The sequence below is a fragment of the Singulisphaera sp. GP187 genome, assembly GCF_900129635.1.
Lineage (GTDB): Bacteria > Planctomycetota > Planctomycetia > Isosphaerales > Isosphaeraceae > Singulisphaera.
In genome coordinates, this window is record NZ_FSRB01000001.1 from 3,513,541 (window position 1) to 3,535,317 (window position 21,777).

The following is a 21,777-nucleotide window of genomic DNA, read 5'->3' on the forward strand; positions in this document are numbered from 1 at the left end:
ATCATTCTTTTGACGCCAAAAATGTCTCTGTGGTGAAAGCCCTCCTGAGATCGGATCCGATCATGATCTACCTCGACAACGCCGCCACCAGTTTTCCGAAGCCCGAGCCGGTCTACCAGGCTCTCGACACGTTCGCTCGGACGAACCTGGCCAACCCCGGGCGGGCCGGGCACCGGATGGCCGTCGCCGCCGAGCGCACGTTGGATGACACGCGGCACGCCCTCAACCAGTTCTTTCGAGGCGAAAGCCCCGACCGCTGGATCTTCACGCTCAACTGTACCGATGGGCTGAACCTGGCGATCAAAGGGAGCGTGAAGCCGGGCGATCATGTCATCACGTCGGATCTGGAGCATAACTCGATCAGCCGGCCGTTGTGTGCGCTCGAGAAGGCCGGAGTGATCACCCTGACCCGGCTCGCTTCGGAAGGCGGCTATCTCGATCCGGAGGCCGTTCGCAAGGCGCTGACGCCGAAGACGGCGCTGGTGGCCTTGACCCATGCGTCCAACGTCCTGGGAACCGTCCAGCCGATCGAAGCGATCGCCCCGATCGTCCGCGAGGCGAACGCCCTGTTCCTGGTCGACGCCGCGCAGTCGGCCGGCGTGGTCGCGATCGACCTGCGGGCCACACCGATCGACTTTCTCGCCTTTCCCGGGCACAAGTCGCTCTACGGACCGACGGGCACGGGGGCCCTCTACGTCGGGCCGCGAGCCAACCCTCGTGCCTGGCGCGAGGGGGGGACCGGCGGTGATTCGTCGAGCGAGACCCAGCCGAGCGTCCTCCCCTACCTGCTCGAAGGGGGAACGCCCAACGTGCTCGGCGTTGCGGGCCTCGCCGCGGGCCTCGCCTGGGTCGCCAAGCGCGGGGTCGAGGAGATCCGCCGCCATGAGGTCGCGTTGCTCCAACGCGTCGTCGATTGGGCCGAGGGGACCGAAGGCTGGCGAATCACCGGGCGGTGGGACCCGGCGTCGCATGTCGGAGCCCTTTCGCTCGTCGTTCCCGAGGCACTCACCCCCCAAGACCTCGGCTCGATCCTCGACACCAGCTTCGAGATCGCCGTGCGGCCCGGCCTGCACTGTGCTCCTTACATCCACCGAGCCCTGGGCACCTTCCCGGACGGTACCCTCCGTGTCAGCCCCGGTCCGTTCACCACGGACGAGGAGATCGCCACGTTCCTGAACGCCCTGACCGAGATCACCGCGGGCGTTCTTTGACCTCAGCCGGCCGCGCCGGCTCGACCTCGATCGCCTTCGAGGTTTCCGGCGCCGGGCGGGTCGCGCCGCTCGGCTTATCGGAATCTTTCGACGTTCCCTTGGTTTGATCGGCCGGGGGCAACGTCGGGGGAGCGAGGAACGGCATTACGTTTTTGCGATGCCCTCCCTTCAAGTGGACGACCACCGGGTCCGGCGTCTTGCTGACCCGGATCGTCTTGGTCTCCTTCTTCTCGTCGGCAGTCCCCTCGTGGGTGATCATTTCGAGGGTCGCCTCGAGGGCGGGCTTGTCGGGGTTGTTATAGATCGTCTCGATCCGGATCGTGTAATCGCCGTCGAAGCCGCGCGGACAGACGTAAACGCTCTCCGGATGTAAGCCATAGCCTCCCTTGATGATTGCGCCCCCGAAGACGGTTCGAGGCGCAACGTCGCGAGCGGTGGCGCCGAGTGGTTCTTCCACCATCAGGCCGAGGCTAGCATCACCGGTCCAGGTCAGCCTGACGAAGACGTCGCGGAACTCGGCCTCGGTCACACGCGTCAAGAGGGTCTCAGACTCGGGGGTTCGTCCCTCCTCCCGCAGGCTCTTGGCCAGGGTCTCCGCCTGTTGTCGGGCCTCGCGACGCACCTTCTCATCGAAGCCGGGCCAGCCCAGGGAGAAGAGTTTTTCGATGGCCATCGCCATCCGTTCCGGATCCTTCGTCTTCTGAGCCAGGTTGATCATCATGATCAAGGGTTCGGACCGGTGGGGGATCTTCTCGGCCGCTTCGTCCAGGAGCGTTCCGACCCGGTCGTATTCGCCGTTCAAGAGCATCATATCGGCCACGCTCACGAGGTGGTTCGGGTTGTGGCTCCGTTGCGCCATGTCGGCCGCATACCCCAGGGAGGTTTTGAAGTCCTTTTCAGGCCCCTTGTTCATCTTGATCGCGAGGGCGAGCGCCTCATACATCCAGGGCTCGGCATCCTTGCTGTGGTAGGCCAAGAAGCCCCTGAGAACCGCCTCGACGTCCTGACTCTTCTGGTTGAAGTTGAGAAGCGTAACCTTCTCCTTGAGATCGTTGGACGTTTCGCGATGCGTTCGATAGTAGTTTTTCCAATATTGAAACGTGCTCGCCGACTTCTTCTGGGTTTTCACGCTCCCCTTGGCCGCGGGGGCGATCGGGATCAAACCGGCAGGGGCCGCCGAAGGCTGAGCGGGGGCGATCGTCAGCGGGGCATCGCGATTAGGCTTCCCCGACGAAGTGCGCGGGGAGGAAACGCCACCGGGACCAGGTGACTTGACGCCACGCTGGTCCCGGGAAGGTTGAACCGTTGAGGGAGCGGGCTGGGCCGCCTCAATTAGCTGCTTTTTTTTTGCGAGAAGGCACCGGCCGAGTCAGCCGACTGCGCGGGATCGGTCGCGGGGACGGACATCATGCCGCCCATGCCACCCATACCACCGCCCATGCCGCCGCCCATACCACCGCCCATACCGCCCATCATGCCGCCGCCCATACCACCGCCCATACCGCCCATGCCGCCGCCCATACCACCGCCCATACCGCCACCCATGAGCGAGAGCGGGATGATCGCCAGGTCGGCCACCGGGTAGACGCGGATTTCGGTCGGCTGGTCTTCGGAGTCTTCGTTCGTGATCGTCAGCAAGCCGTCCTTCACCGTGTAGGTCAGGCCGAGTTGCTTGAGCATCAGCCGAAGGGTGGTCTTGAGCGGCACCCCCTCCAGGTCCAACGTCACGGGCGAGGTCATCGTCTTCTCAGCCTCTTGGAGGCCGACCGGGTCGACGTAGATCGGGATCCCGTTGTCGTTGGCGCCCGTGGTCGCGCTCTTGATGTACTTCAGGACGTCTTCGAGCGGCGTTTCGTTGCCGAACGACATCGAGATCGGATCATCCAACTTGGCCAGAATCGACTTGGTTTTCACGTCGCGATCGAGCAAGTCGACCGCGCGGCCGTAGCGACGGATTCGCTTTTCCGACAAGGTACGCCACTGGTTGGCGTCGGGATACTCGAGCGTAATCGTATCGGGGAACGGCACCGCCGCGCGATCGACGTCCTGGAGCGAGAGCATGAAGCGGAACTCTTTGAGCTGCTCAAACGCCAGCTCCTGGGCGAGGAAGCCCACCATCTCGGCCACCATCACGCCGGCGCGGGGGGTCGGATCGTTGGGGACCAAGGCCCGGGCCTTCTGGGCGAGCATCCGCGCCTCGTAGAACGGAGCGGTGGCGATCCCGATGTCACCCATGCCACCATTGTAGAGGATATTATACGTCCCCTGGGCCATCAGGCTGTCGAACTGGACCATCATCACGCTGACGGTCGCCTGATTGCGTTCGACGAGGTCGAGCGCCCGGATCCGCTGGTCGGCGGAGGCCTCACGGCGGAGCCGCTCGGCCTGCTCCTGGACGATCCGCTCTTCGGCGCGGACGGTGGAGAGGATCTGCGACTGGATCCGTCGATCGAGGTCGTTGCGGACCGATTCGGGGACGTCGGTGGCCGCTCGTGCCACAGTCTGTGCCAGGCGAAGCGTGGTGAGCGCGGCCTCGGGTTGTCCGCCATTGACCAGCTCGCGAGCGGCCTGAAGCCGCTGATTGATGTCGGCGACGAGCTGCTGGCGAACGACGTCGGCAACGCGGGCCGCTTCTTCGAGCGTGGCCTGGGGCTGGCGATCAGCGGCGGCCTCGGTGCCTGCTGGAACCGGCGCGGGGGGCGGGGCCTCGGCGGAAATGGCAGGGGGGGCCTCAGCGGGCGGCGCGTCCGGCGGGGCCTGGAATGCGACCTGGATCCGGGCCAATGCCCGCTTGGCTTGGTCGTTGCGGGGGTCGAGTTCAAGCGCCTTGCGGTAGAAGGACTTCGCCTGCTCGGACGCACCCTGCGCCAATGCCTGTCGGCCGAGCTCGGTGAGCTGCTTCGGCAACGGCGGCGTGTCGGCGGCTCGTGACGAGACACCGGTTAAGAGCAGGCCGCTCAATGTCAACGGCCCGAGACCTCTCCACATCCTCGCGGTTTGGGACATGATTGTTCGTCTCCAGAAGGGGATCCCGGCCTTACGTCCGGTACGAGCGTGGGGATGCGTCATTGTCATCAAAAGAGAACGACCGTGACTCAGCAAATCGGATTCGATTCCACCACGGAGGACCAGCCGGATCGATGAAGGCTCACCGAGCGCCGGCGGGACCAAAATCAAGTCGAGAGCAAGGTTGCGACCGTTCTCCTACGGTTTCTCTTATTATGCCACATAGAACACCTTGAGGCACAAGTCATCCCCTGCTCCAAATCGGGGTGGCCCGAAATCGGCCAGCGGCCCGTCGCCACCACCACGATGCCGATTGTCAACGTGCCGAACCGCGATCGCTTTTGACAGCCTTAGAGGGATGTTCTATCAACAGTTAGAGCAAATCCCGATCCATCACTCGGCGTGAGGGTGCGACGGCTGAAGGATAGGGTCCATCGATTCCAAACAGACGGCGATTCCTCGAAATCAGCTTCACTCGGCGAGTCGCCTCCGAGCGATCGAAACGACCCCGCCTCAGTCAGGGGAGAACAGAGAATTGGTCATGTCTGATCGCCCTAAGAAAAAGACGCCGTCCACGGCGAAGAAATTCGATCCACCCGCCATCCCGGAAGACGCGATTCTGCACGACCGTCGGAGTGGCCCCCCGCAGCACACTCGTAAGACAGGGGCCCACGCGACGCCAACGGCGAATCCTCCGAGCAGTCCCCCCGAAGGACGGGTCAAGAAAGAACGGCGAAGGCGGATCGATCCGACCACCTTCGAGAAGCAGTATACTGACGACGAGATCGAGTTCATGAATGCGATGCAGCACTTCAAGATGCAATCGGGCCGCTCGTATCCCACCTGCGGCGAAGTGCTCAAGGTCGCCAACGAACTCGGCTACCGTAAAATGCTTGCCCTCAAGCTGATCCCGGGGATCGACGACTCCACGCCTTACTCCGATGGGTCAAACGGCTCCCCACCGAAGATCACCTGAGGCCGCGCCCTCGGAATGATCCGACAGAACCCCCCCCCCCCAAAAAAAAAACGACCCGGGGCCACGCGGGCACCGGGTCGTCTCCGTCTCTGTCATCGGCGGGCAACTGATCCATTCCCTCAGCGCGAGATGGTGACGACGGCGGGGCCGTGGATCAGGCTTGCCCAGGCAACGACCGCCTCACGCGTCAGGCGGACGGCGTTCGTCAGTCGATTCTCGCCTCGCCCGGTCGCGACGGTGGCCACGGTCGCGGCTTCATTCCCATCGGAGCTCCGGTCCAAAGCAGCGGCCTCACCCGGATCCCGGTCTTGGTGGATCTCGAGCGTCAGGGCGGCGAGCGCGGAGGCGTCCTGGTCGAATTGGGTCACCGTGGTCTCGATCAGTTCCTCAAACGCCAGGTCGAGGGGATTGGACTCATTCGCCTCGACCCATTCGACCGGCATGCTCAGGGGCATGGCCTCGGCCCAACCCTCGAACACGAGCTCGATCAAGTCGAGAGGATTGGCCTCCTCACTCTGAAGCGCGGCCGGTTCAGTGGGCAGGTCGATCGCCAGGGATTTCGACGGATCCGAAACCGCCAGTTGGTCGCTGCTCTTGACGAGTTGGTCCATTTCCCGAGTCGTCGCCGCAAGCACATCTTGAGCGAACAGGGCGACCGAATCGTCGACCACGCCGGCAAATTCCTCGTCCGAGACCAGCGTGAGCGCCGGAGCAGACAACGGAAGCGAAGTCTCGGCGGGGTCGTCGACGAGAACATACACCCCCTGGTCCGACGTGGTTTGCGGATCCCATTCCGCGAGGCGGTCGTTGACCCAGTGTTGCGCGGAGCGGCTCAGCGTATCCAGGTCACGTCGAGGCGGCATGCTCAGACCGAGTCCGATGACCAGCCCGACTAAGATCAGGCGCAGCACCATCGGTCGTTCTCCGCGATATTGTAGCGTCGTCATTGCAGTTTGATCCGTTCAATGGGGTCGTCTGAAGTCGTCCGTGGTGACCCATTGATCCTTCGGTGTCAAACAATATCGACAGGGCAGACGCGTTCCTTTAGGGGTTTCGGGGGATTCAGGCAGAGATTCCTATGGAGCCGATCCCCAACGAGCGCCCGCGAAGCCGAGCGACGGAGGTGATTTCGCGTTGCTCGATGAGCGGAAATCCGTAGGATGACGGCGGGTTCCGTCAGGAATAGAGCGCTGAGTTCGATTCGATCCCAAGGAGTGGCCTGCGATGGGCAAGACGGTTTTGGTGACAGGTGCGGGGGGGTTCATCGGAAGTCACCTGACCGAACGTCTGGTCCGTGATGGCCACCAGGTGCGGGTCTTGACCCGGTACAACGGCCGGGATGAGCGTGGGCACCTCGACGGTCTTCCGTCCGAGATCGCGGGAGCTCTCGAGGTGCACCGTGGTGACTTGAAGGATCCGGAGGCGGTCCGCAAAGCCGTTGAGGGGCGAGCCTGGGTGTTCCACCTCGGTGCCTTGATCGCGATCCCGTACTCGTACCAGAACCCGTACGACGTGGTGCAGACGAATGTCCTGGGCACCGCGCACGTGCTCGACGCGTGCCGCGCGAGCGGAGCGCTGGAACGGGTCGTGTTGACGTCGACCTCCGAAGTGTACGGCACCGCGCAGGTCGTGCCGATTGACGAACGGCACCCGTTACGGGGTCAGTCCCCCTATGCCGCCACGAAAATCGCGGCCGACGCCTTGGGCGAAAGCTATCATCGCGCGTTCGGGTTGCCCGTCACGATTCTCCGACCGTTCAACACGTTCGGACCTCGCCAGTCGGCGCGGGCGATCATCCCGACGATCATCAGCCAGGCACTCACGCGCCCGGTGATTCGTCTGGGGAGCCTCGATCCCCGCCGCGACCTCACCTACGTCAAGGATACGGTCTCGGGGTTCGTGGCCATCGCCGGATGTGACGCAGCGCTCGGCCAGGTGGTCAACATCGGCCGGGGCGACGACGTCTCGATCGGGGAGTTGGTCGAGCGGATCGCCGCGCGGCTCGGGACACCGATCCGGGTCGAGACCGATTCGGAACGGGTCCGCCCCGCGGCCAGCGAGGTCGGCCGACTCTTGGCCGGAACGAACCTCGCCAAGGAACTCTGGGGATGGTCGCCGCAATATTCGCTCGACCAGGCACTCGATGAGACGATCGCCTGGATCCGCGACAATATCGCTCGGTTCCGGGTCGATGCGTACACGACCTGACCCCTTCCCCCTTGCGGATCGGCGGGCCCCAGCGCCGGGGTCCGCGATCCTCGAAATCCTCTGACTCCGGCAGCCGCCACCGGGCCGGCTCGATTCAGGCTTCAGCGCCGGGCCGGGCGGTTGTCGGCGCACCCCAACCAGACGGTCTTTTCATCAATCTCGTCGGGCAACGCTTGCCCTCGCTTCTGAGTTTTGCAGGCCAGACAATCCTTCGGGTGGCCTATCACGGTCCCCGGCGCCGACTCAGGTCGCGGCATCTCTTCCGGGCGTTCCACCTGCGAAGCAACGGCGAAAAGGGCCCCCGAGATCAGCATGAACCAAATCACGCCGCTATAGACGTTACGCATGGGTATCCTCAAGTTTTTCAAGCCGTTTGGAGTGGGCAGTTTGGTGGGTAAATTGGCAGGTGGGTCGGCGGGTACGAAACAAAGAGTCCAGGGCAGGTCGGTAAGTGTCTCATATTAGCCTGATAAGTTCAACCGACGCTTCCGAATTGCCACATTGCCACGGCGCAGCACAAACGGCACCGGCTTGCCCACCTCCCTGCCGAGCCGGCCAACAACCTGCGCGACTGACTTTCAGTGGGATCAGAGATCGAGCAAGCCAGGTAAATGGCGCGCACGAGAAGCCAATCCGACTCTTGTAGGGCAGGCGCGGCCCACCAGGTTTCGCCCCCGGCCTCGAACGATCCACCACGCTTGCCAAAAGGGATGCCAAGCCGTTGGTCTCGGTTTTCTTTGATTTTCTGACGGGCGACCGTGGTGATGCAATCGCCGTTGGGTGCCACGGGCTGCATCAATAATTTGCACATAATTCAATACAAAGTAAGCTCAGGTCCACGTGCTTAGGCCGAGGCCACCCACTGGACCCCTGCTCTCACGGCTCCTCCAGCGATTTACCCTCGAATGTAGCGGAGCCACAAGACGTTCGCAAAAAAAAGACGTCGCCAAGCGAACGGCCTGAACTCGCGGAACGCCACTTGTCGCTTCGCGACCACGAACAACGCCCAAGAAGCCCGCTGACTCCTTGAGCCACATGGGGTCCAGACGTACAAGGCCCCACACGTGCCCCCCCATGGATTACCGTGCGCCACCCGCTTCATTTTAATCAATTCCAAACATTTTGCTGAATACCCCAACGTCGCATTCTCTTTTCAAGGCCATCCTTGCCCGCGTTGACGCTATTAGTGATTTAGGGGAAAAGACCGACGTTCATGCACTTCAGCCAGGGAGTAATCCTATGTCCATGGTATTGAGAGTGGCCGCGCTGATGGTGGCTCTGACTGGTCTCTGCGGGGGCGCCGCGACGGCCGACGAAGGTCACCGAGATGGTGACCGCGAACGGGACGCCCGTTCGCATCAAAGCAAGGCTCACCGAGATGGGGGCCGCGAACGAGGAGTGCGACGCGAGCACGGGTCACGTGACCGCGACCAAGCCCGTTCCCACGCGAGTCGCGATGGCAAACCCCAAGGCGAAGCCAAGCACGAGCATCGTCGGGGCGATGACAAGCAACGAGGCGAAGCCAAGCACGAACACCGCAGGGGCGATGGCAAGCAACGAGGCGAAGCCAAGCACGAACACCGCAGGGGTGATGGCGAGCACCGAAGTGTGGCCAAGCACGAACACCGCAGGGGTGATGGCGAGCACCGAAGTGTGGCCAAGCACGAGCATCGCCGAGGCAATGGCAAGCAACGGAGCGGTGAAGCACGCCGAGGCAAGGTCGAGTTGACCAAACATAGCGAGAAGGGCGAGGCCCACGGCCGTCGCGGTGGCGAGGATCGTCAGTGCCGCGGCGAGAAGAGCAAGAGCAAGAAAGAGCAGGGCTCTCGTGGTCACGGCCGACATCACGAGGATCGTGAGTCGCGCCGGGGCTAATGAAGTTGCCGCCTGGATCGCATCCTCACCAAAACTAGCGAGGCAGCCCCCGACTTGAGTCGTGGGGAGGAATCGCGTGAATCGCTCTTGCATGAGGCAAATCCATGCGAGACAATCTGTACACTACCTGACGGCACTCCCCCCCGGGGAGCCAACAGCACACTCAGGTATCGATGACTGGGTCGAAGTCGTGCGACCTAATGTCGGGGCTGTTGACGCCGGGGGTCGAATCCCGGAAGAGGCTACTGGCAAGCCCCCCGTCTTCAGACGTGGGGTTCATGACTGAGGAGAATCGCTCCCGGCTCCCGACCCGATCGGGTCTCTCCAAGGACCGAGGCCTCCGCCATTGGGGCACCCACAAACTGGGTGCCCCAATCGTTTGATCGGGATCCCAGGAGCGGTTCCCCCCGTCCCGGGTACCCGATCCGCTCTCAATCCCACTCCCGGTCCGTGTCGGCCACCCACTCATCTCGCACTCTGGCCGGATCGGCATTCCACCGGCGGGGTGACACTATCCGGCTCCCAGGCCGCCTGTCGGAATTCTCCCTTCCGCGTCGATCCACTTCGAGACAGGTTGAAATCCGACACATCGGTCGAGGGTCCGGAGAGAAGTCTCGAATGGGTTGCGGGGGGGGTCTGCCGTTCGCTAAGATGAGGGGCTGACAGGAGTTCGACACCCGCCTGAGTCCCGATATGAGCATCGACTGGACCCCCCTTGCCGATTTGATCGAGACCCATGACCGATTTCTCCTGACCACGCATGTCCGCCCCGATGGCGACGCACTGGGGTCGGAAGTCGGCATGGCCGGGTTACTTCGGCAAAAAGGGAAGGATGTCCGAGTCGTCAACTCAAGCCGGACCCCTCCCCGATACGACTTCCTCGATCCGCAAGGGGATTTCTTCGAGCACTTCGGCAGCCTGGCGGGTCAGCCTGACCTGGCGGACCGCGAAGTTGCGATCATCCTCGACCTCTCGGCCTGGAGCCAACTGGGCGACATGGCGGACTTGATCCGCGACTTCAAAGGCCCCCGCGTGGTGATCGACCACCACGTCAGCCAGGATGACCTCGGGGCGCTCTTTCTCAAGGACACGACGGCCGAGGCGACGGGAACGTTGGTGGTCCAGGCCACGAAGGCGTTGGGCGCCAAGTTCACGAAAGAGGTGGCGACCGGCCTGCTGACCGCGATCGCGATGGACACCGGCTGGTTCCATCACCCGAACACCAAGCCCGACACCTTGCGCACCGTGGCGGACCTCGTTGAGGCGGGTGCCCCGATCAACGAGATTTATCGCCAGTTGTTTGAACGCAGCAGCCTGGGCCGGCTCCGCCTGATGGGCGAGACCCTCTCGGGTCTAAAAACCGTCGAAGACGGCCGGATCGCCTATGCGACCGTGACGCGCGAGAGCGTTGAGCGGTCGGGCGCGATCCCCCAGGACACCGAAGACCTCATCGATTTCACGGTGAGCCTCAAAGGGGTCGAGGTCGGCCTGCTCTTCTTCGAGCAGACGCACGGTGGAATCAAACTGAGCATCCGATCTCGCCAGGGCATGGACTGCGCCCGCCTGGCCGGTCTCTTCGGCGGCGGCGGCCACCGCGCGGCGGCCGGAGCCACGTTGCCCGACCCACTCTCCGAGAGCATCGAACGGGTCCTGGCCGCGGTCCAGCAGACCTTGAACATCGCATAAAGTCACGCATTGCTTTAGATTGTATTGTATCGTTAGCTAGTCAGTCAGTCAGTCGGCTGCCTCCCTCCTGTTTCGAGCGAAGATCGAACGATAGCGGTCCGAAGCCCGCTGATCCCAAGCGATTCGGACCGCTCCCCCCCTGCCCCGTTGGTCGAACCCGCCTCGTCGTCGCTGGAGTTCCCCTGATGAACCGTCGTGATTTCTACCGCTACGGCACCGTCGTGGTGGGCAACCTTGTCGGCCTCGGTCTGGCCATACCAGGGGTTGCCTACCTCCTGGATCCAATCTTCAAGAAAAAGGACGAGGCGGGGGCGTTCCAGGAGGTCGCGAAGCTCAGCGACCTCAAAGTGGGCGTCCCCATGTCGGTCCCGATCATCGAGCAACGGCAAGACGCCTGGGTGAACTATCCCAAGGAAGCGATCAGCTCGGTCTGGCTGGTCCGCCAGCCCCCTTGCAACTCGAAGGAGACGGTGATCGCGCTCTCGTCCGAGTGTCCCCACCTGGGCTGCGCGGTGAGTCTCGGGGAGGACGGCCAGAGCTTCTTCTGTCCGTGCCACACCAGCAGCTTCGACCTCTGCGGCAAGGCGACGAACAAGATCCCGCCGCGCCCGATGGATGGGCTCGAAGTCACGCTCTCGAACGATAAAGACCCGAAGATCCAGGTCAAGTTTCAGCGGTTCCGGGCCCAGTCCGAGGAGCAGATCCCCCTTGTTTAACAAACTCACCAACTGGCTTGACAATCGGACCGGTTACAAGGCCCTCGTGCACGAAGCGCTCGAGGAGCCGATTCCCGGTGGCGCGCGCTGGCGGTACGTGTTCGGCTCGGCCTTGAGCACGACCTTCATGATCCAACTGGCGACCGGCCTGCTGTTGATGCTGTCTTACAGCCCGTCATCCTCAACGGCCTGGGGAAGCGTCTTTTACATCAGCAACAAGATGTATGCAGGCTGGTTTATCCGGGGGATCCATCACTTCGGATCGCAGGCGATGGTCGTTCTCCTGGCGATGCACTTGCTTCAAGTGCTCTGGGCGGGAGCGTACCGCAAGCCGCGTGAGGTTAACTGGTGGTTCGGCATGGCCCTGATGTTTCTCACACTCGGCTTCAGCCTGACCGGCTACCTGCTCCCCTGGGACCAGAAAGGCTACTGGGCCACCAAGGTCGCCACCAATATCTCGGGCGGAGCGCCGGTGCTCGGTCCCGCCATCCAGAAGATCGTCGTGGGCGGCACCCAGTACGGCAACCAGACGATCACCCGGTTCTTCGGCCTCCACGTCGGGGTTCTGCCGACCCTCTTCTTCCTCTGCCTGTTCGCGCACGTCGCCCTGTTTCGACGGCACGGCCTGACTCCCCCGCGGAATGCCGAGAAGCTCGGGCGCGGAACGTTCTGGCCCGAACAGTTGTTCATGGACAGCGTCGCCAGCCTCGCCGTCTTCGGCGTCCTGGTCTACCTCGTGGTCAGCGAGGGGGGCGCCAATCTCGACGCTCCCGCCGATCCCTCCAGCGCCAACTACCCGGCGCGACCCGAGTGGTACTTCCTCTCACTTTTCCAGATGCTCAAGTACTTTCCTGGCAATCGTGAGATGATCGGCACCATCATCATCCCGACCGCGATCATGGTGGTCCTGCTCCTGCTCCCCCTCTTCGACCGGATCCTCCCGCGCAAGCTGGCCCACTTCTTGGCCTGCTGCTTCGTGTTCGCGCTGGTCGGCGGCGGCGGCTTCCTGACCGTGGAAGCAATGCGGTCCGACGCCGCGAACGAAAGCTTCCAGGCCGACCGGGTCAAGGCCGATGAGGCCCGCCAGCGGGCGATCTTGCTGGCCAGCGAAATCGGCGTTCCTCCCGAAGGGGCCGCCTATGTCCTCCGCCATGACCCGCTGACCCACGGCCGCGCCGTGCTCGAGAAGAAGTGCCTGAGCTGCCACTACTTCGATGGTAAGGGACAGCTCTCGAGCGACAGCAAGGGCCAACCGGTCTCGACGCCGCAGGTGGCCTCCGACCTCAAGGACTACGGCTCCTACACCTGGATCCGCGGCCTCCTCGAGAACCCGCGAGCGGACGCCTACTTCGGTAAGGTCCCGCAATGCGACGGGATGGCCGAGTGGAAGAAGGGGTCGAAGCTCACCAAGCAAGAGCTCGACGACGTCGCCCGGTTCGTCGCCTCGTTCGCCGAGATCCCGGCCGACATGACTCCGGAAGAGTGGGTCGAAAGCCCCGGGGTCGCCGAGCACCCCGGCCTGGTCGTCTTCAACAAAGACTGCAAGCAATGCCATCTCGTGACGGAAGGCATCGGTGAGGGCGGCTATCGCGACGCCCCCAAGCTGTTCGCCTGGGGCTCACCGCAGTGGATCACCCGGATGATCCACAAGCCGGGCGCTCTCGACCTGTACGGCTACCTCGAAACCAAGGATCAGATGCCCGCGTTCACCAGCGAGCAACTCGCCGCGAACGACGTCAACATGCTCGTCCGGTATCTCAAGAACGATTACTTCGTGGCCAAACCCACCTCCCCCGAGGCGAAAGCGGCCGCTGGAAAAAAGGCCCCTCACTGAGGCTTGGGACCTGGCCCGCGGGTCCTGAATCGAAAACACGAGGGTAGCGCCGACATCGGCCCCGGAACTTTCTTCCGGGGCCGATCGCGTTTGGGCCAGAAACGCGCCCTGGGATTCTCAAAAAAGGGGCAGCCCACGCGCCCTGATCGCGGACACCGAGATGTTTGAACAGTACGGCTTGGCAAGGTTTACAAGGATCCGTAACCCTGGCTTCCCCAAAGCCCTGGAACCCGAAAAAGTCGGGCAAACAGCCGGAAAACCGTGGATTTTTCTTGAGTAAGCCTCAAGTCGCGGCTAGACTCGGTCGCACTGCCTGACACAAAGGCACGACGATCAGCACGAATTTACTTCCACTCTCGCGTCACACCTACTGAGACCTGGACAATTTGATTTGGTCTTCGCACATCCCTCAGGGTCCGCGTCCCTGCGGTTGTGCTTGGAGATCACGGGAAAATTGCGGACGCGCCGATCGCCGTCTGACGGCATCGTCGCGCACTGGCAGACGCCCCGGCTTGGCTCGTCGAACTCCGCGGTTCACGGTGGATCGTGGAAGCGCCCCGGGATGGTCATCGAATGGATTTCGCTGACGCCAACGCAACGCAAGGAAGGAAGCCCGCCATGAAAGACCGACCTCTGATCGGGATCAACACTGACTATCGCGCCACGACCAAGGGCCGCACCCCGCACAGCTACATGCACAGTGGCTACTTCGACTGCATCCTTTCCGCCAACGCGCTTCCCGTGATGATTCCGCCGCTCATCAAGGAGCACGACCTCGCACCGATCCTCGAGCAGCTCGACGGCGTGCTCTTGACCGGCGGGGACGACCTCGACCCCAAGAAGATGGGCCTCTCGCCCCACCCTGCCGTGACGGTCATGCCCGAACGGCGTGAAGCGTCCGACCGCATGCTCTGCAAACTGATCCAGCAGATGCGGATGCCCGTGCTCGGGATCGGCCTCGGGATGCAAGAGTTGAACGTCGTCAACGGCGGTGGAATCTACCTCCACTTACCCGAAGATATGCCTCGGGGTATCCCCCACCGCGACCTCCAGGGCGGCGTCCACCGACACACCGTGATCATGGAGCCGGGCACCCGGCTGGAAGAGATCTACGGCCCGGGTGAGATCCGCGTCAACAGCTACCACCACCAGGGGATCCGCAAGCTCGCCCCGAACTTCCGGACCGGTGCGCTCGCCCCTGATGGATTGATCGAAGCCTACGAAGGCCGAGAAAAGGGCTGGTGGGTTGTCGGCGTGCAGTGGCACCCCGAAAACGAAGGGAATATTTCCCTCGACATGCAGCTCATCGAGGCCTTCACCACCGCGGCGGCCACCTGGAACCGGGTCCCCCTCTCGCTGGCGAAGGCGAGCTGACAAGACCCGATCGATTGATCGATCGACGCAACACAATACAATGCGACGAATTGAGCCCCTTTTCACAACGAGAGGGGCTTTTCGCTGCGCGACCGCGGAATCACTTAGCCTTGCCCTCCTGGGGCAGCGACGACGCGGCGGCCGTCTTCTCGGCCTTTGTCGAATTCGGATTGCTCAGCACCTTAGTTCAAGTTTCGCATAAACAGGGACGGATCGGGAGCGGCCCGAGGCCTGTTATCGACCCCGGCGACCCCTTGATCAAGTGCGAGTGAGGGCCGAAATCTCCGGCCGATGTCGGCTCAGCCCGCGCGGCTGAGAAACTCGGTGAGCTGCGCAATCCAGGCTTTTAGGTCATACCGGTTGGATAGCGCTCCCTCGGTTTTCTCCTCATAGCTGACCCGCCTCAAGGTCGTCAGCAGGTCGGCAAACGAGGCCTCTTGCTTCTTCGGATACCACGGGCGGACCGGAAAACGAAGAAATCGATGACCGGTCTGGTGGAACCAAACCACCACCAAGCTGTAGAGAAACAACGCCATCGGCGCGGTTCGCTCGATGGCCTTGGGGAGGCGATTGGCGGGATCCTCGAGGCCGAGAAGTTGCTTGGTATTTTCAAAAGTACATTCGATTGCCCAACGGTACGAGTAGGCCGAGAGAATCTGCGGGACGGTCCAATCGAGCTTGGTGCAGTAGAACATCTGATCGGGACGTTTCCCCTGGAGGTCACGCACCAAGACGATCGTCAGGAGTCGGTCCTTGCCGGCCTTGTAGTAGAGGGCCTGGATCGTCTTGACCGCCAAGCTGGCATGGAGCCCGAACTGGTCAAAGTCGTGTGGGGTCCAGGGTTGATTCGCATCCTCGGCCCACTCCTTCATGCCGGGGAGGCGCTGGCCTTTCTTGCGGGGCGCCCCTTTGGATTTCTCCTCCTTGGGAGGCGCTGGCTCATAGAGGGCCCCCTTGGGATGGACATGGCTAATGAGATGGACCGTGGGCGGAAGTTGGCCGAGGATGCTCTGGCCCCCATAGGCGCTGTCGCCGGTGATGACGATCTCGTCGTCGGGGAACCAGTCCGCCGCCAAGTGGATCAATTCCATCGCGAGTTCGGGGCGGGTGCGATGATTGGGATCGGGCTTTGCCTTTTTCTTTTTCTGGTTCTTTTTGCCCTTGGTTAAGCCTTGGCGGTTGACATAGAGCCGCATGGCGATGGGCAAGGCAAAGACTTTGGTCGGTGCCCAGAACGGGTGGACGACGATCAGGCAGAGGACGACCCAGTCGTGTCCCCAACTGACGAGAGCTTTGGCTCGACTGGAGATGAGTGGGTCGTAGTGCATGCCGGCGCCGTAGAGGGTGAGTCCGCGTTTTCGGCAGAGGGTGTCGTCGACGGCCCAGTAAAAAGTGGCGCCCGGTGCGAGGATGGAGACGACAAGCTTGGCCAGGGACATCGAGAAGTGATCGAGGTCCCAAGCGGCATGGCTGAAGAAGCGATGGAAGCGTGACCAATGTCCGATGCCAACCTGGCCGCTGGAGAAGATGAGTTCGGTAATATAGCGGTGGCGATTCGAGAGGATCCAGCCGGAGGCGATCAAGGTGAAGGTGTGGAAGGAGGGATTGGTGAAGACGGGTGTGAATTGCTGTAGCAAGAGGAGGAAGGAGGGTGTAAGTTCCATGGGTCGGCGTCCTGTGTCAGGGGAAATTGTTCGGTGTAAGGCCCAAACAATTTGCCAAAAACTGACAGAGACGCCGACGTTTTTTTTGGAGCCCTATTGAATCTACAAGTCGGAATTTGACATTTGGGAAAAGTGCGAAACTTGAACTTAGACGCGGCGGTTGCCGCCTTAAATATCTGATCTTCAAAGGCATGCTGGAGCTTGCCATAGGCGACCTCTCCGTTTTTCTCGAAGACGGCGTTCGATTCTTCCAGGTTGAACAAGGCCCTGGACGAGATCCCGATCACCAGGCTTTTCGAGAGGTCGGCTGGCATAGATTTCGTCGATACTCACTTTTAAGGAGTTGGAAGAGGGACAATTCGTAGTCGGCCTTCCTCGGCGACCGCGAAGTGACCTTCCCAGGTGTGGCCTTGAGCGAGAACGGCTTGGGCGAAACGCACCAGGTAGTCAGGGGACCGAAGTCGAGGACGGAGGAGGATTACGCCGGGTGTGGCGAGGCGACCCAGGTGGAACGCAAGTTCTCCGAAGTCCTTGTCGAAGGTCAGGAGGACACTCGGTTCTCCGCGAGTGCCATTGCCAACACCACATCGTCGGTGGAGCCTCGGCCGAGTTCCTTGATCCAAACGACATCGTGGCTGTCGGCCCGGAGGGCAGAGACCACGGCAGCAGCGACGTTTACATTGGCCAGGAGCTTCGTCACGTCAAACCGCCAGAGGGTAGACCCGTTCCCGCTTCAAAGCATCGGCAGCATAGTGGAGGGCTGCCTGGATGTCGTCGTCGGTCAGAGAAGGATAGTTCTGCTCAATCTGTTCGTAACTCCAGCCTTCGGCGAGAAGTTCGAGGATGAACTCGACGGCCATCCGAGTGCCTTTGATGACGGGCTTCCCGGTCAGAATGGCCGGGTCCACAATGATGCGGTCTTGCCAATGCATGGACTGCTCCTTTTATGAATCGGGCAAAGGCACGGCTCACCATCCCTCAAGAGGGGTGAGCCGTGCCCTTGTTACCAACCTTCGAAACCGCACGAGTTCGCTTGCCTCAGCGTTTTACCGCCCCGGAGCCGAACTCGAGGGAGGTTCAGTTCCTCGCGCCCGCGGGCTCGGGTTCGCCGAGCTGCACGAGCGAGGCGGCCTCGAGGGCGTGCTTACGCAGGTCTTCGGTGATTCGCATCGAGCAGAACTTGGGACCGCACATGCTGCAGAAGGCGGCGGTTTTGAAGGCATCCTGGGGCAGCGTCTCGTCGTGCATCCGCCGGGCGGTCTCGGGATCGAGCGAGAGCGCGAACTGTTGCTCCCAGTCGAACGAGTAACGGGCTCGGCTCAAGGCGTCGTCGCGGTCGCGGGCACCCGGGCGGTGACGGGCGAGGTCGGCGGCGTGCGCGGCGATCTTATAGGCGATCACCCCTTGGCGGACGTCTTCGACTTCGGGCAGGCCGAGGTGTTCCTTGGGAGTGACGTAGCAGAGCATGCTCGCGCCATGCCAGCCCGCCAGGGCCGCGCCGATCGCCGAGGTGATGTGATCGTAGCCGGGCGCGATATCGGTCACGAGCGGGCCGAGGACGTAGAACGGCGCCTCGCTGCACTCGATCGCCTGCTTCTCCATGTTCATGGCGATCTGGTCCATCGGAATGTGCCCGGGACCCTCCACCATCACCTGGCAGCCGCGTGCCCACGCGCGACGGGTCAATTCGCCCAACGTCTTCAATTCCGCGAACTGGGCGGCGTCGGAGGCGTCGGCGATCGAACCGGGGCGGAGGCTGTCCCCCAGGCTCCAGGTGACGTCGTAGTGCCGCATGATGTCGCAGAGGTCGTCGAACCGGGTGAAGAGCGGATTCTCCTTCTTGTGCGCCATCATCCACTGCGCCATCAAAGAACCGCCGCGCGACACGATGCCGGTGATCCGGTGCGCGGTCAGGGCGATGTACTCGCGGCGGATCCCGGCGTGCAGGGTCATGTAGTCGACCCCGTGCTTCGCCTGGTGCTCGACCACGTCGAGCAAGTCCTGCTCGGTGAGGTCCTCAACGTGCTTCACCTGCTGGATCGCCTGGTAGAGCGGCACGGTTCCGATCGGGACCGGGCTGGCCGCGACGATCGCGTCGCGAATCGCGTTGATGTTGCCTCCGGTCGAGAGGTCCATCACCGTATCGGCGCCCAGGTCGACGGCCATCTTGAGCTTGGCCAGCTCGTTGTCGATGTCGGAGGTGACCGCCGAGTTGCCGATGTTGGCGTTGATCTTGCATTTGGCCTTGATGCCGATCCCCATCGGCTGAAGACCCTGCTTCAAGTGGACGATGTTGGCGGGGATGACCATCCTCCCCCGCGCCACCTCCGACCGGACCAACTCGGGTTCCAGATTCTCGCGGCCGGCGACATACTCCATCTCGGGTGTCACGGTCCCCTGTCGCGCCTTTTCGATCTGTGTCATGGTGCGAGTATTCTCCTCCGAGAGCCGGTCGGTTGCCGTGCGACGATCGATGGCCGCGTCTGTCGATTCTAAAATGAAACCCGGTCCCAAAGACACCGGGATTGTCCTATCCTAGACACCCGGTCCCAGATCGGTCAATTCACTCGGCGGCCCCGACCACGGGATCGTGACCGTCGCTCTCGCGAATCGAGACCAAATCGATTGACGAACCTCAACTTTTTGCGAACACTGGTCGATAAGCTCACCTAAGGAATCCTCCGCGCACAGGGTTCCCCACCACCTATCCGACATAATTCTTCGAGACCGCGACATTGGAGCTGTTGGCATGGCGGCAAGCCCAATCGTGAGCCCATCTCGCGTGCGATCCAACCGCTGGCGTTGGAGTCTCCTGTGCTTCGTCCCGATTGCCGGCCTTGCGGGCACGAGTTGGTGGCTGACGGCGCCCCTTGAGGATATCGAAACAAACCTCCCGCCCGGCTCTCATACCAGACCGATCGCCGATCCGGCAAAATCCGCCTCAACCCCCACTCTGCCCCAGGGACCGCCCGCCTGGCCCGATCACCCACTCGATGGGGAACCCGCGAAAACGCTCCTGCTCGAGACGCTGCTCGATGTCGGCAAGCGACTCGATCGCATTGACGGCTACACCGCCACGTTCCGGAAAACGGAACGGCTCCGCGGAGTTCTCGGCGCCGAGCAGACCCTGGCGATGAAGGTTCGCCAGCGTCCCTTCGCCGTCTACTTCAAGTTCCTGAACCCGCAGGCAGGGAAAGAGGTGGTCTACGCCGAGGGCCATCACGAGAACAAGGTGATCGCCCACTCGACCGGCGTCTCGCGCTGGCTCGTGCCTCGATTGGCCGTCCCCCCCGACCACCCGCTGGCCATGGCCGAAACGCGCCACTCCATCACCGAAGCGGGCCTCAGCAACCTGAACGATAAGCTGATTGAGTTTCGTCGCCTCGACCTCAAAGACCACGAGGCGATCACCATCCTCGACCGGATCACCGACGACGACGGCCGCCCCTGGCTCCGCTCCGTTCATCGCCACCTCAACAAGAACGGCTCGCGGCCGTTTTATTACGTCGAGGTCCTCTACGACGTCGAGTCGCGGATCCCGCTCAAAATCAGCAACTACGACTGGCCTGAGCCCGGTCGTGAAGAACAGCTCTCGTTGGCCGAACGCTACGTCTACGACGACCTCAAGCTCGGCGTCCCGCTCTCGTCCCTCGACTTCGATCCGGCCAACCCCGCTTACGCCTTTCACCGCTACTGAACCGCACGATTAAGGCAGCCGGCGTTTCCAGGAACCCGACCGATTGGCATCTGGCCGATTGGCTTCGGGTCTGGCATTGTAATCGCTTCGACTTTGGCTCGAGCGAGAACGGTTCCAGTGCGGGGCGAGCGATGAAGACCTATCGAATTGCCGTCGTCAGGGGGGATGGGATCGGCCCCGAAGTGATCGCCAGCGCACTCGAAATTCTCGATGAGGTGAGACGGGTGGGCGCTGGATTCGGAGTCGAACTCATTGAGGCTCCCGCCGGAGCCGGGACGTACCTCGAGTGTGGCGAAGCACTCCCCGCGTCGACGCTGGCGGCCTGCCGCGCGGCCGACGCGATTCTGCTCGGCGCCTGCGGTTTGCCGGACGTCCGCTATCCGGACGGCACCGAGATCATTCCGCAAGTTACTCTGCGGATCGAGCTCGACCTCTACGCCGGCATCCGTCCCGCAAAACGCCTGGAAGGCGTCGCCGGAGCGCTCGCGGGTGATCCGGCGATCGACCTCGTCGTCGTGCGCGAGAGCACCGAGGGGATCTTCGCTTCGCTCGGAGGCGGGATCGTCCTCGGCGACCAGCTTGCGACTGACACTCAAGTGATCACACGTCGGGGAACCGAGCGCGTCGTCCACTCGGCGTTCCGCAGGGCGCGCCGTCGCGGCCGGGCTCAGCCCCGGGTCACGTGCGTCGACAAGGCGAACATCCTCCGCTCGTTCGCCTTTTTTCGAAAGGTGTTTGATGAGGTGGCCGCTCAATACCCCGACGTGGCCGCCGACCACCTCTATGTGGATGCGGCCGCGATGGAACTGGTCAGGCGGCCCGAACGATTCGACGTGCTGGTGACTGAGAACCTCCTGGGCGACATCCTTTCGGACCTCACGGCCGGGCTAATCGGCGGCCTCGGCGTCGCTCCTTCGGCCGACCTGGGCGAGCGGCACGCGGTCTTCCAACCGTGCCACGGCACGGCTCCCGACCTGGCCGGGATGGGGGTGGCCAACCCGTTGGCCGCCATCCTCTCGGTCGTCATGATGCTCGACCATCTGGCCGACACCCACCACGACCCCGCCCCAGCCGCGGCCGCGCGACGGATCGAACTGGCGGTGACCGCGGCGCTCGCCTCGGGCGAAGCGCGGACCGCCGACCTCAAGGGCCTGGCGACGACCCGCGGTGCCACCACCGCCATCCTCCGCGCGATCGGCTGAGCCGATTCTTCCTCGGTCGCATCACGAATCCTCGTCAACCCGAAGTGCACAGAATCCGACGTCAGACAGACTTCATCACACACACGATCGCCTGATCGCGCACGGGGATCCCTTGCCCTCGCACGACGTTCAGGCTCCCCCTCATGAGCGTGCCGAGGATCCTCAAAACCTCCCTCGCCCACATCCCGGCGCGATGGGAGCCCCCGTCTGGGTCGCGCTGCCGGACTCGCTGGATGGTGGAGCGGGAAGATAGCCCCTGGTATCCCACCACACGCCTCTTTCGGAGGTCCGCAAATACGAGGTGGGATGAGGTCTTCGAACGGATGGC

At 62.8% G+C, this 21,777-nt stretch carries 20 protein-coding genes; 9 read left to right on the plus strand and 11 right to left on the minus strand.

Features of this window, described 5'->3' with window-relative positions:
- The first annotated feature begins 62 nt into the window (after nucleotides 1-62).
- Complete coding sequence (locus BUS42_RS13740; RefSeq protein WP_074307395.1) at nucleotides 63-1,211, plus strand: aminotransferase class V-fold PLP-dependent enzyme; 1,149 nt, start codon at nucleotides 63-65, stop codon at nucleotides 1,209-1,211.
- On the opposite strand, the gene BUS42_RS13745 is transcribed toward BUS42_RS13740, so the two are convergent.
- Nucleotides 1,192-2,373 (minus strand): tetratricopeptide repeat protein, encoded by a 1,182-nt coding sequence (locus BUS42_RS13745; protein ID WP_254053494.1) that lies wholly within the window; start codon nucleotides 2,371-2,373, stop codon nucleotides 1,192-1,194. The genes BUS42_RS13740 and BUS42_RS13745 overlap by 20 nt on opposite strands.
- 170 nt (nucleotides 2,374-2,543) lie before the next feature.
- Nucleotides 2,544-4,217, minus strand: a complete 1,674-nt coding sequence (locus tag BUS42_RS13750) for a hypothetical protein (protein WP_083670192.1) — start codon at nucleotides 4,215-4,217, stop codon at nucleotides 2,544-2,546.
- Nucleotides 4,218-4,758: 541 nt separating this feature from the next.
- Between BUS42_RS13750 and BUS42_RS13755 the strand changes: the two genes are divergently transcribed.
- Nucleotides 4,759-5,193, plus strand: coding sequence for a hypothetical protein (locus tag BUS42_RS13755; protein WP_074307397.1), 435 nt, complete (start codon nucleotides 4,759-4,761; stop codon nucleotides 5,191-5,193).
- A 119-nt stretch (nucleotides 5,194-5,312) separates the two neighbouring features.
- Here BUS42_RS13755 and BUS42_RS13760 read toward each other — a convergent pair whose 3' ends face one another.
- On the minus strand, nucleotides 5,313-6,140 hold the full coding sequence (locus BUS42_RS13760; protein ID WP_254053495.1) for a hypothetical protein: 828 nt from the start codon (nucleotides 6,138-6,140) through the stop codon (nucleotides 5,313-5,315).
- 277 nt (nucleotides 6,141-6,417) lie between these two features.
- Here BUS42_RS13760 and BUS42_RS13765 point away from each other — a divergent pair, with 277 nt between their 5' ends.
- Nucleotides 6,418-7,401 carry a GDP-mannose 4,6-dehydratase gene (locus tag BUS42_RS13765; RefSeq protein ID WP_074307399.1) on the plus strand — a complete coding sequence of 328 codons (984 nt, stop codon included), beginning with the start codon at nucleotides 6,418-6,420 and terminating at the stop codon, nucleotides 7,399-7,401.
- A 101-nt stretch (nucleotides 7,402-7,502) separates the two neighbouring features.
- Here BUS42_RS13765 and BUS42_RS13770 read toward each other — a convergent pair whose 3' ends face one another.
- Together BUS42_RS13770 and BUS42_RS13775 are read right to left on the minus strand one after the other, a co-directional pair.
- Complete coding sequence (locus tag BUS42_RS13770; RefSeq protein WP_074307400.1) at nucleotides 7,503-7,748, minus strand: hypothetical protein; 246 nt, start codon at nucleotides 7,746-7,748, stop codon at nucleotides 7,503-7,505.
- A gap of 1,069 nt (nucleotides 7,749-8,817) precedes the next feature.
- Complete coding sequence (locus tag BUS42_RS13775; protein WP_074307401.1) at nucleotides 8,818-9,369, minus strand: hypothetical protein; 552 nt, start codon at nucleotides 9,367-9,369, stop codon at nucleotides 8,818-8,820.
- 600 nt (nucleotides 9,370-9,969) lie between these two features.
- Here BUS42_RS13775 and BUS42_RS13780 point away from each other — a divergent pair.
- From BUS42_RS13780 to BUS42_RS13795, 4 genes are all read left to right on the plus strand, one after another.
- Nucleotides 9,970-10,962, plus strand: coding sequence for a DHH family phosphoesterase (locus tag BUS42_RS13780; RefSeq protein ID WP_074307402.1), 993 nt, complete (start codon nucleotides 9,970-9,972; stop codon nucleotides 10,960-10,962).
- A 185-nt stretch (nucleotides 10,963-11,147) separates the two neighbouring features.
- The gene (locus BUS42_RS13785; RefSeq protein WP_074307403.1) at nucleotides 11,148-11,678 is read left to right on the plus strand and encodes a QcrA and Rieske domain-containing protein; all 531 of its coding nucleotides are present in this window, start codon (nucleotides 11,148-11,150) and stop codon (nucleotides 11,676-11,678) included.
- Nucleotides 11,671-13,512, plus strand: a complete 1,842-nt coding sequence (locus BUS42_RS13790; protein ID WP_074307404.1) for a cytochrome b N-terminal domain-containing protein — start codon at nucleotides 11,671-11,673, stop codon at nucleotides 13,510-13,512. The genes BUS42_RS13785 and BUS42_RS13790 overlap by 8 nt, the downstream gene beginning before the upstream one ends.
- 618 nt (nucleotides 13,513-14,130) lie before the next feature.
- A complete protein-coding gene (locus tag BUS42_RS13795) occupies nucleotides 14,131-14,886 on the plus strand; it encodes a gamma-glutamyl-gamma-aminobutyrate hydrolase family protein (protein ID WP_074307405.1) in 756 nt (251 codons plus the stop codon).
- A gap of 299 nt (nucleotides 14,887-15,185) precedes the next feature.
- Here BUS42_RS13795 and BUS42_RS13800 read toward each other — a convergent pair whose 3' ends face one another.
- From BUS42_RS13800 to thiC, 6 genes are all read right to left on the minus strand, one after another.
- Nucleotides 15,186-16,550: an IS701 family transposase gene (locus BUS42_RS13800; RefSeq protein WP_074304624.1), complete on the minus strand. Its 1,365-nt coding sequence runs from the start codon at nucleotides 16,548-16,550 to the stop codon at nucleotides 15,186-15,188.
- A complete protein-coding gene (locus BUS42_RS46445; RefSeq protein WP_410001683.1) occupies nucleotides 16,466-16,864 on the minus strand; it encodes a 5'-nucleotidase in 399 nt (132 codons plus the stop codon). Before BUS42_RS46445 ends, BUS42_RS13800 begins: the two co-directional genes overlap by 85 nt.
- 21 nt (nucleotides 16,865-16,885) lie before the next feature.
- Nucleotides 16,886-17,095, minus strand: coding sequence for a DUF5615 family PIN-like protein (locus tag BUS42_RS46450; protein ID WP_410001707.1), 210 nt, complete (start codon nucleotides 17,093-17,095; stop codon nucleotides 16,886-16,888).
- The gene (locus BUS42_RS46455) at nucleotides 17,092-17,250 is read right to left on the minus strand and encodes a DUF5615 family PIN-like protein (protein WP_159452224.1); all 159 of its coding nucleotides are present in this window, start codon (nucleotides 17,248-17,250) and stop codon (nucleotides 17,092-17,094) included. The genes BUS42_RS46450 and BUS42_RS46455 overlap by 4 nt, the downstream gene beginning before the upstream one ends.
- 1 nt (nucleotide 17,251) lies before the next feature.
- On the minus strand, nucleotides 17,252-17,482 hold the full coding sequence (locus BUS42_RS13810; RefSeq protein ID WP_074307406.1) for a DUF433 domain-containing protein: 231 nt from the start codon (nucleotides 17,480-17,482) through the stop codon (nucleotides 17,252-17,254).
- Nucleotides 17,483-17,627: 145 nt separating this feature from the next.
- Nucleotides 17,628-18,974: a phosphomethylpyrimidine synthase ThiC gene (thiC, locus tag BUS42_RS13815; RefSeq protein WP_410001684.1), complete on the minus strand. Its 1,347-nt coding sequence runs from the start codon at nucleotides 18,972-18,974 to the stop codon at nucleotides 17,628-17,630.
- 325 nt (nucleotides 18,975-19,299) lie between these two features.
- Here thiC and BUS42_RS13820 point away from each other — a divergent pair, with 325 nt between their 5' ends.
- Nucleotides 19,300-20,247 (plus strand): DUF1571 domain-containing protein, encoded by a 948-nt coding sequence (locus BUS42_RS13820; protein ID WP_074307408.1) that lies wholly within the window; start codon nucleotides 19,300-19,302, stop codon nucleotides 20,245-20,247.
- A 131-nt stretch (nucleotides 20,248-20,378) separates the two neighbouring features.
- Nucleotides 20,379-21,449 (plus strand): isocitrate/isopropylmalate dehydrogenase family protein, encoded by a 1,071-nt coding sequence (locus BUS42_RS13825; protein ID WP_074307409.1) that lies wholly within the window; start codon nucleotides 20,379-20,381, stop codon nucleotides 21,447-21,449.
- Nucleotides 21,450-21,777 lie beyond the last annotated feature (328 nt).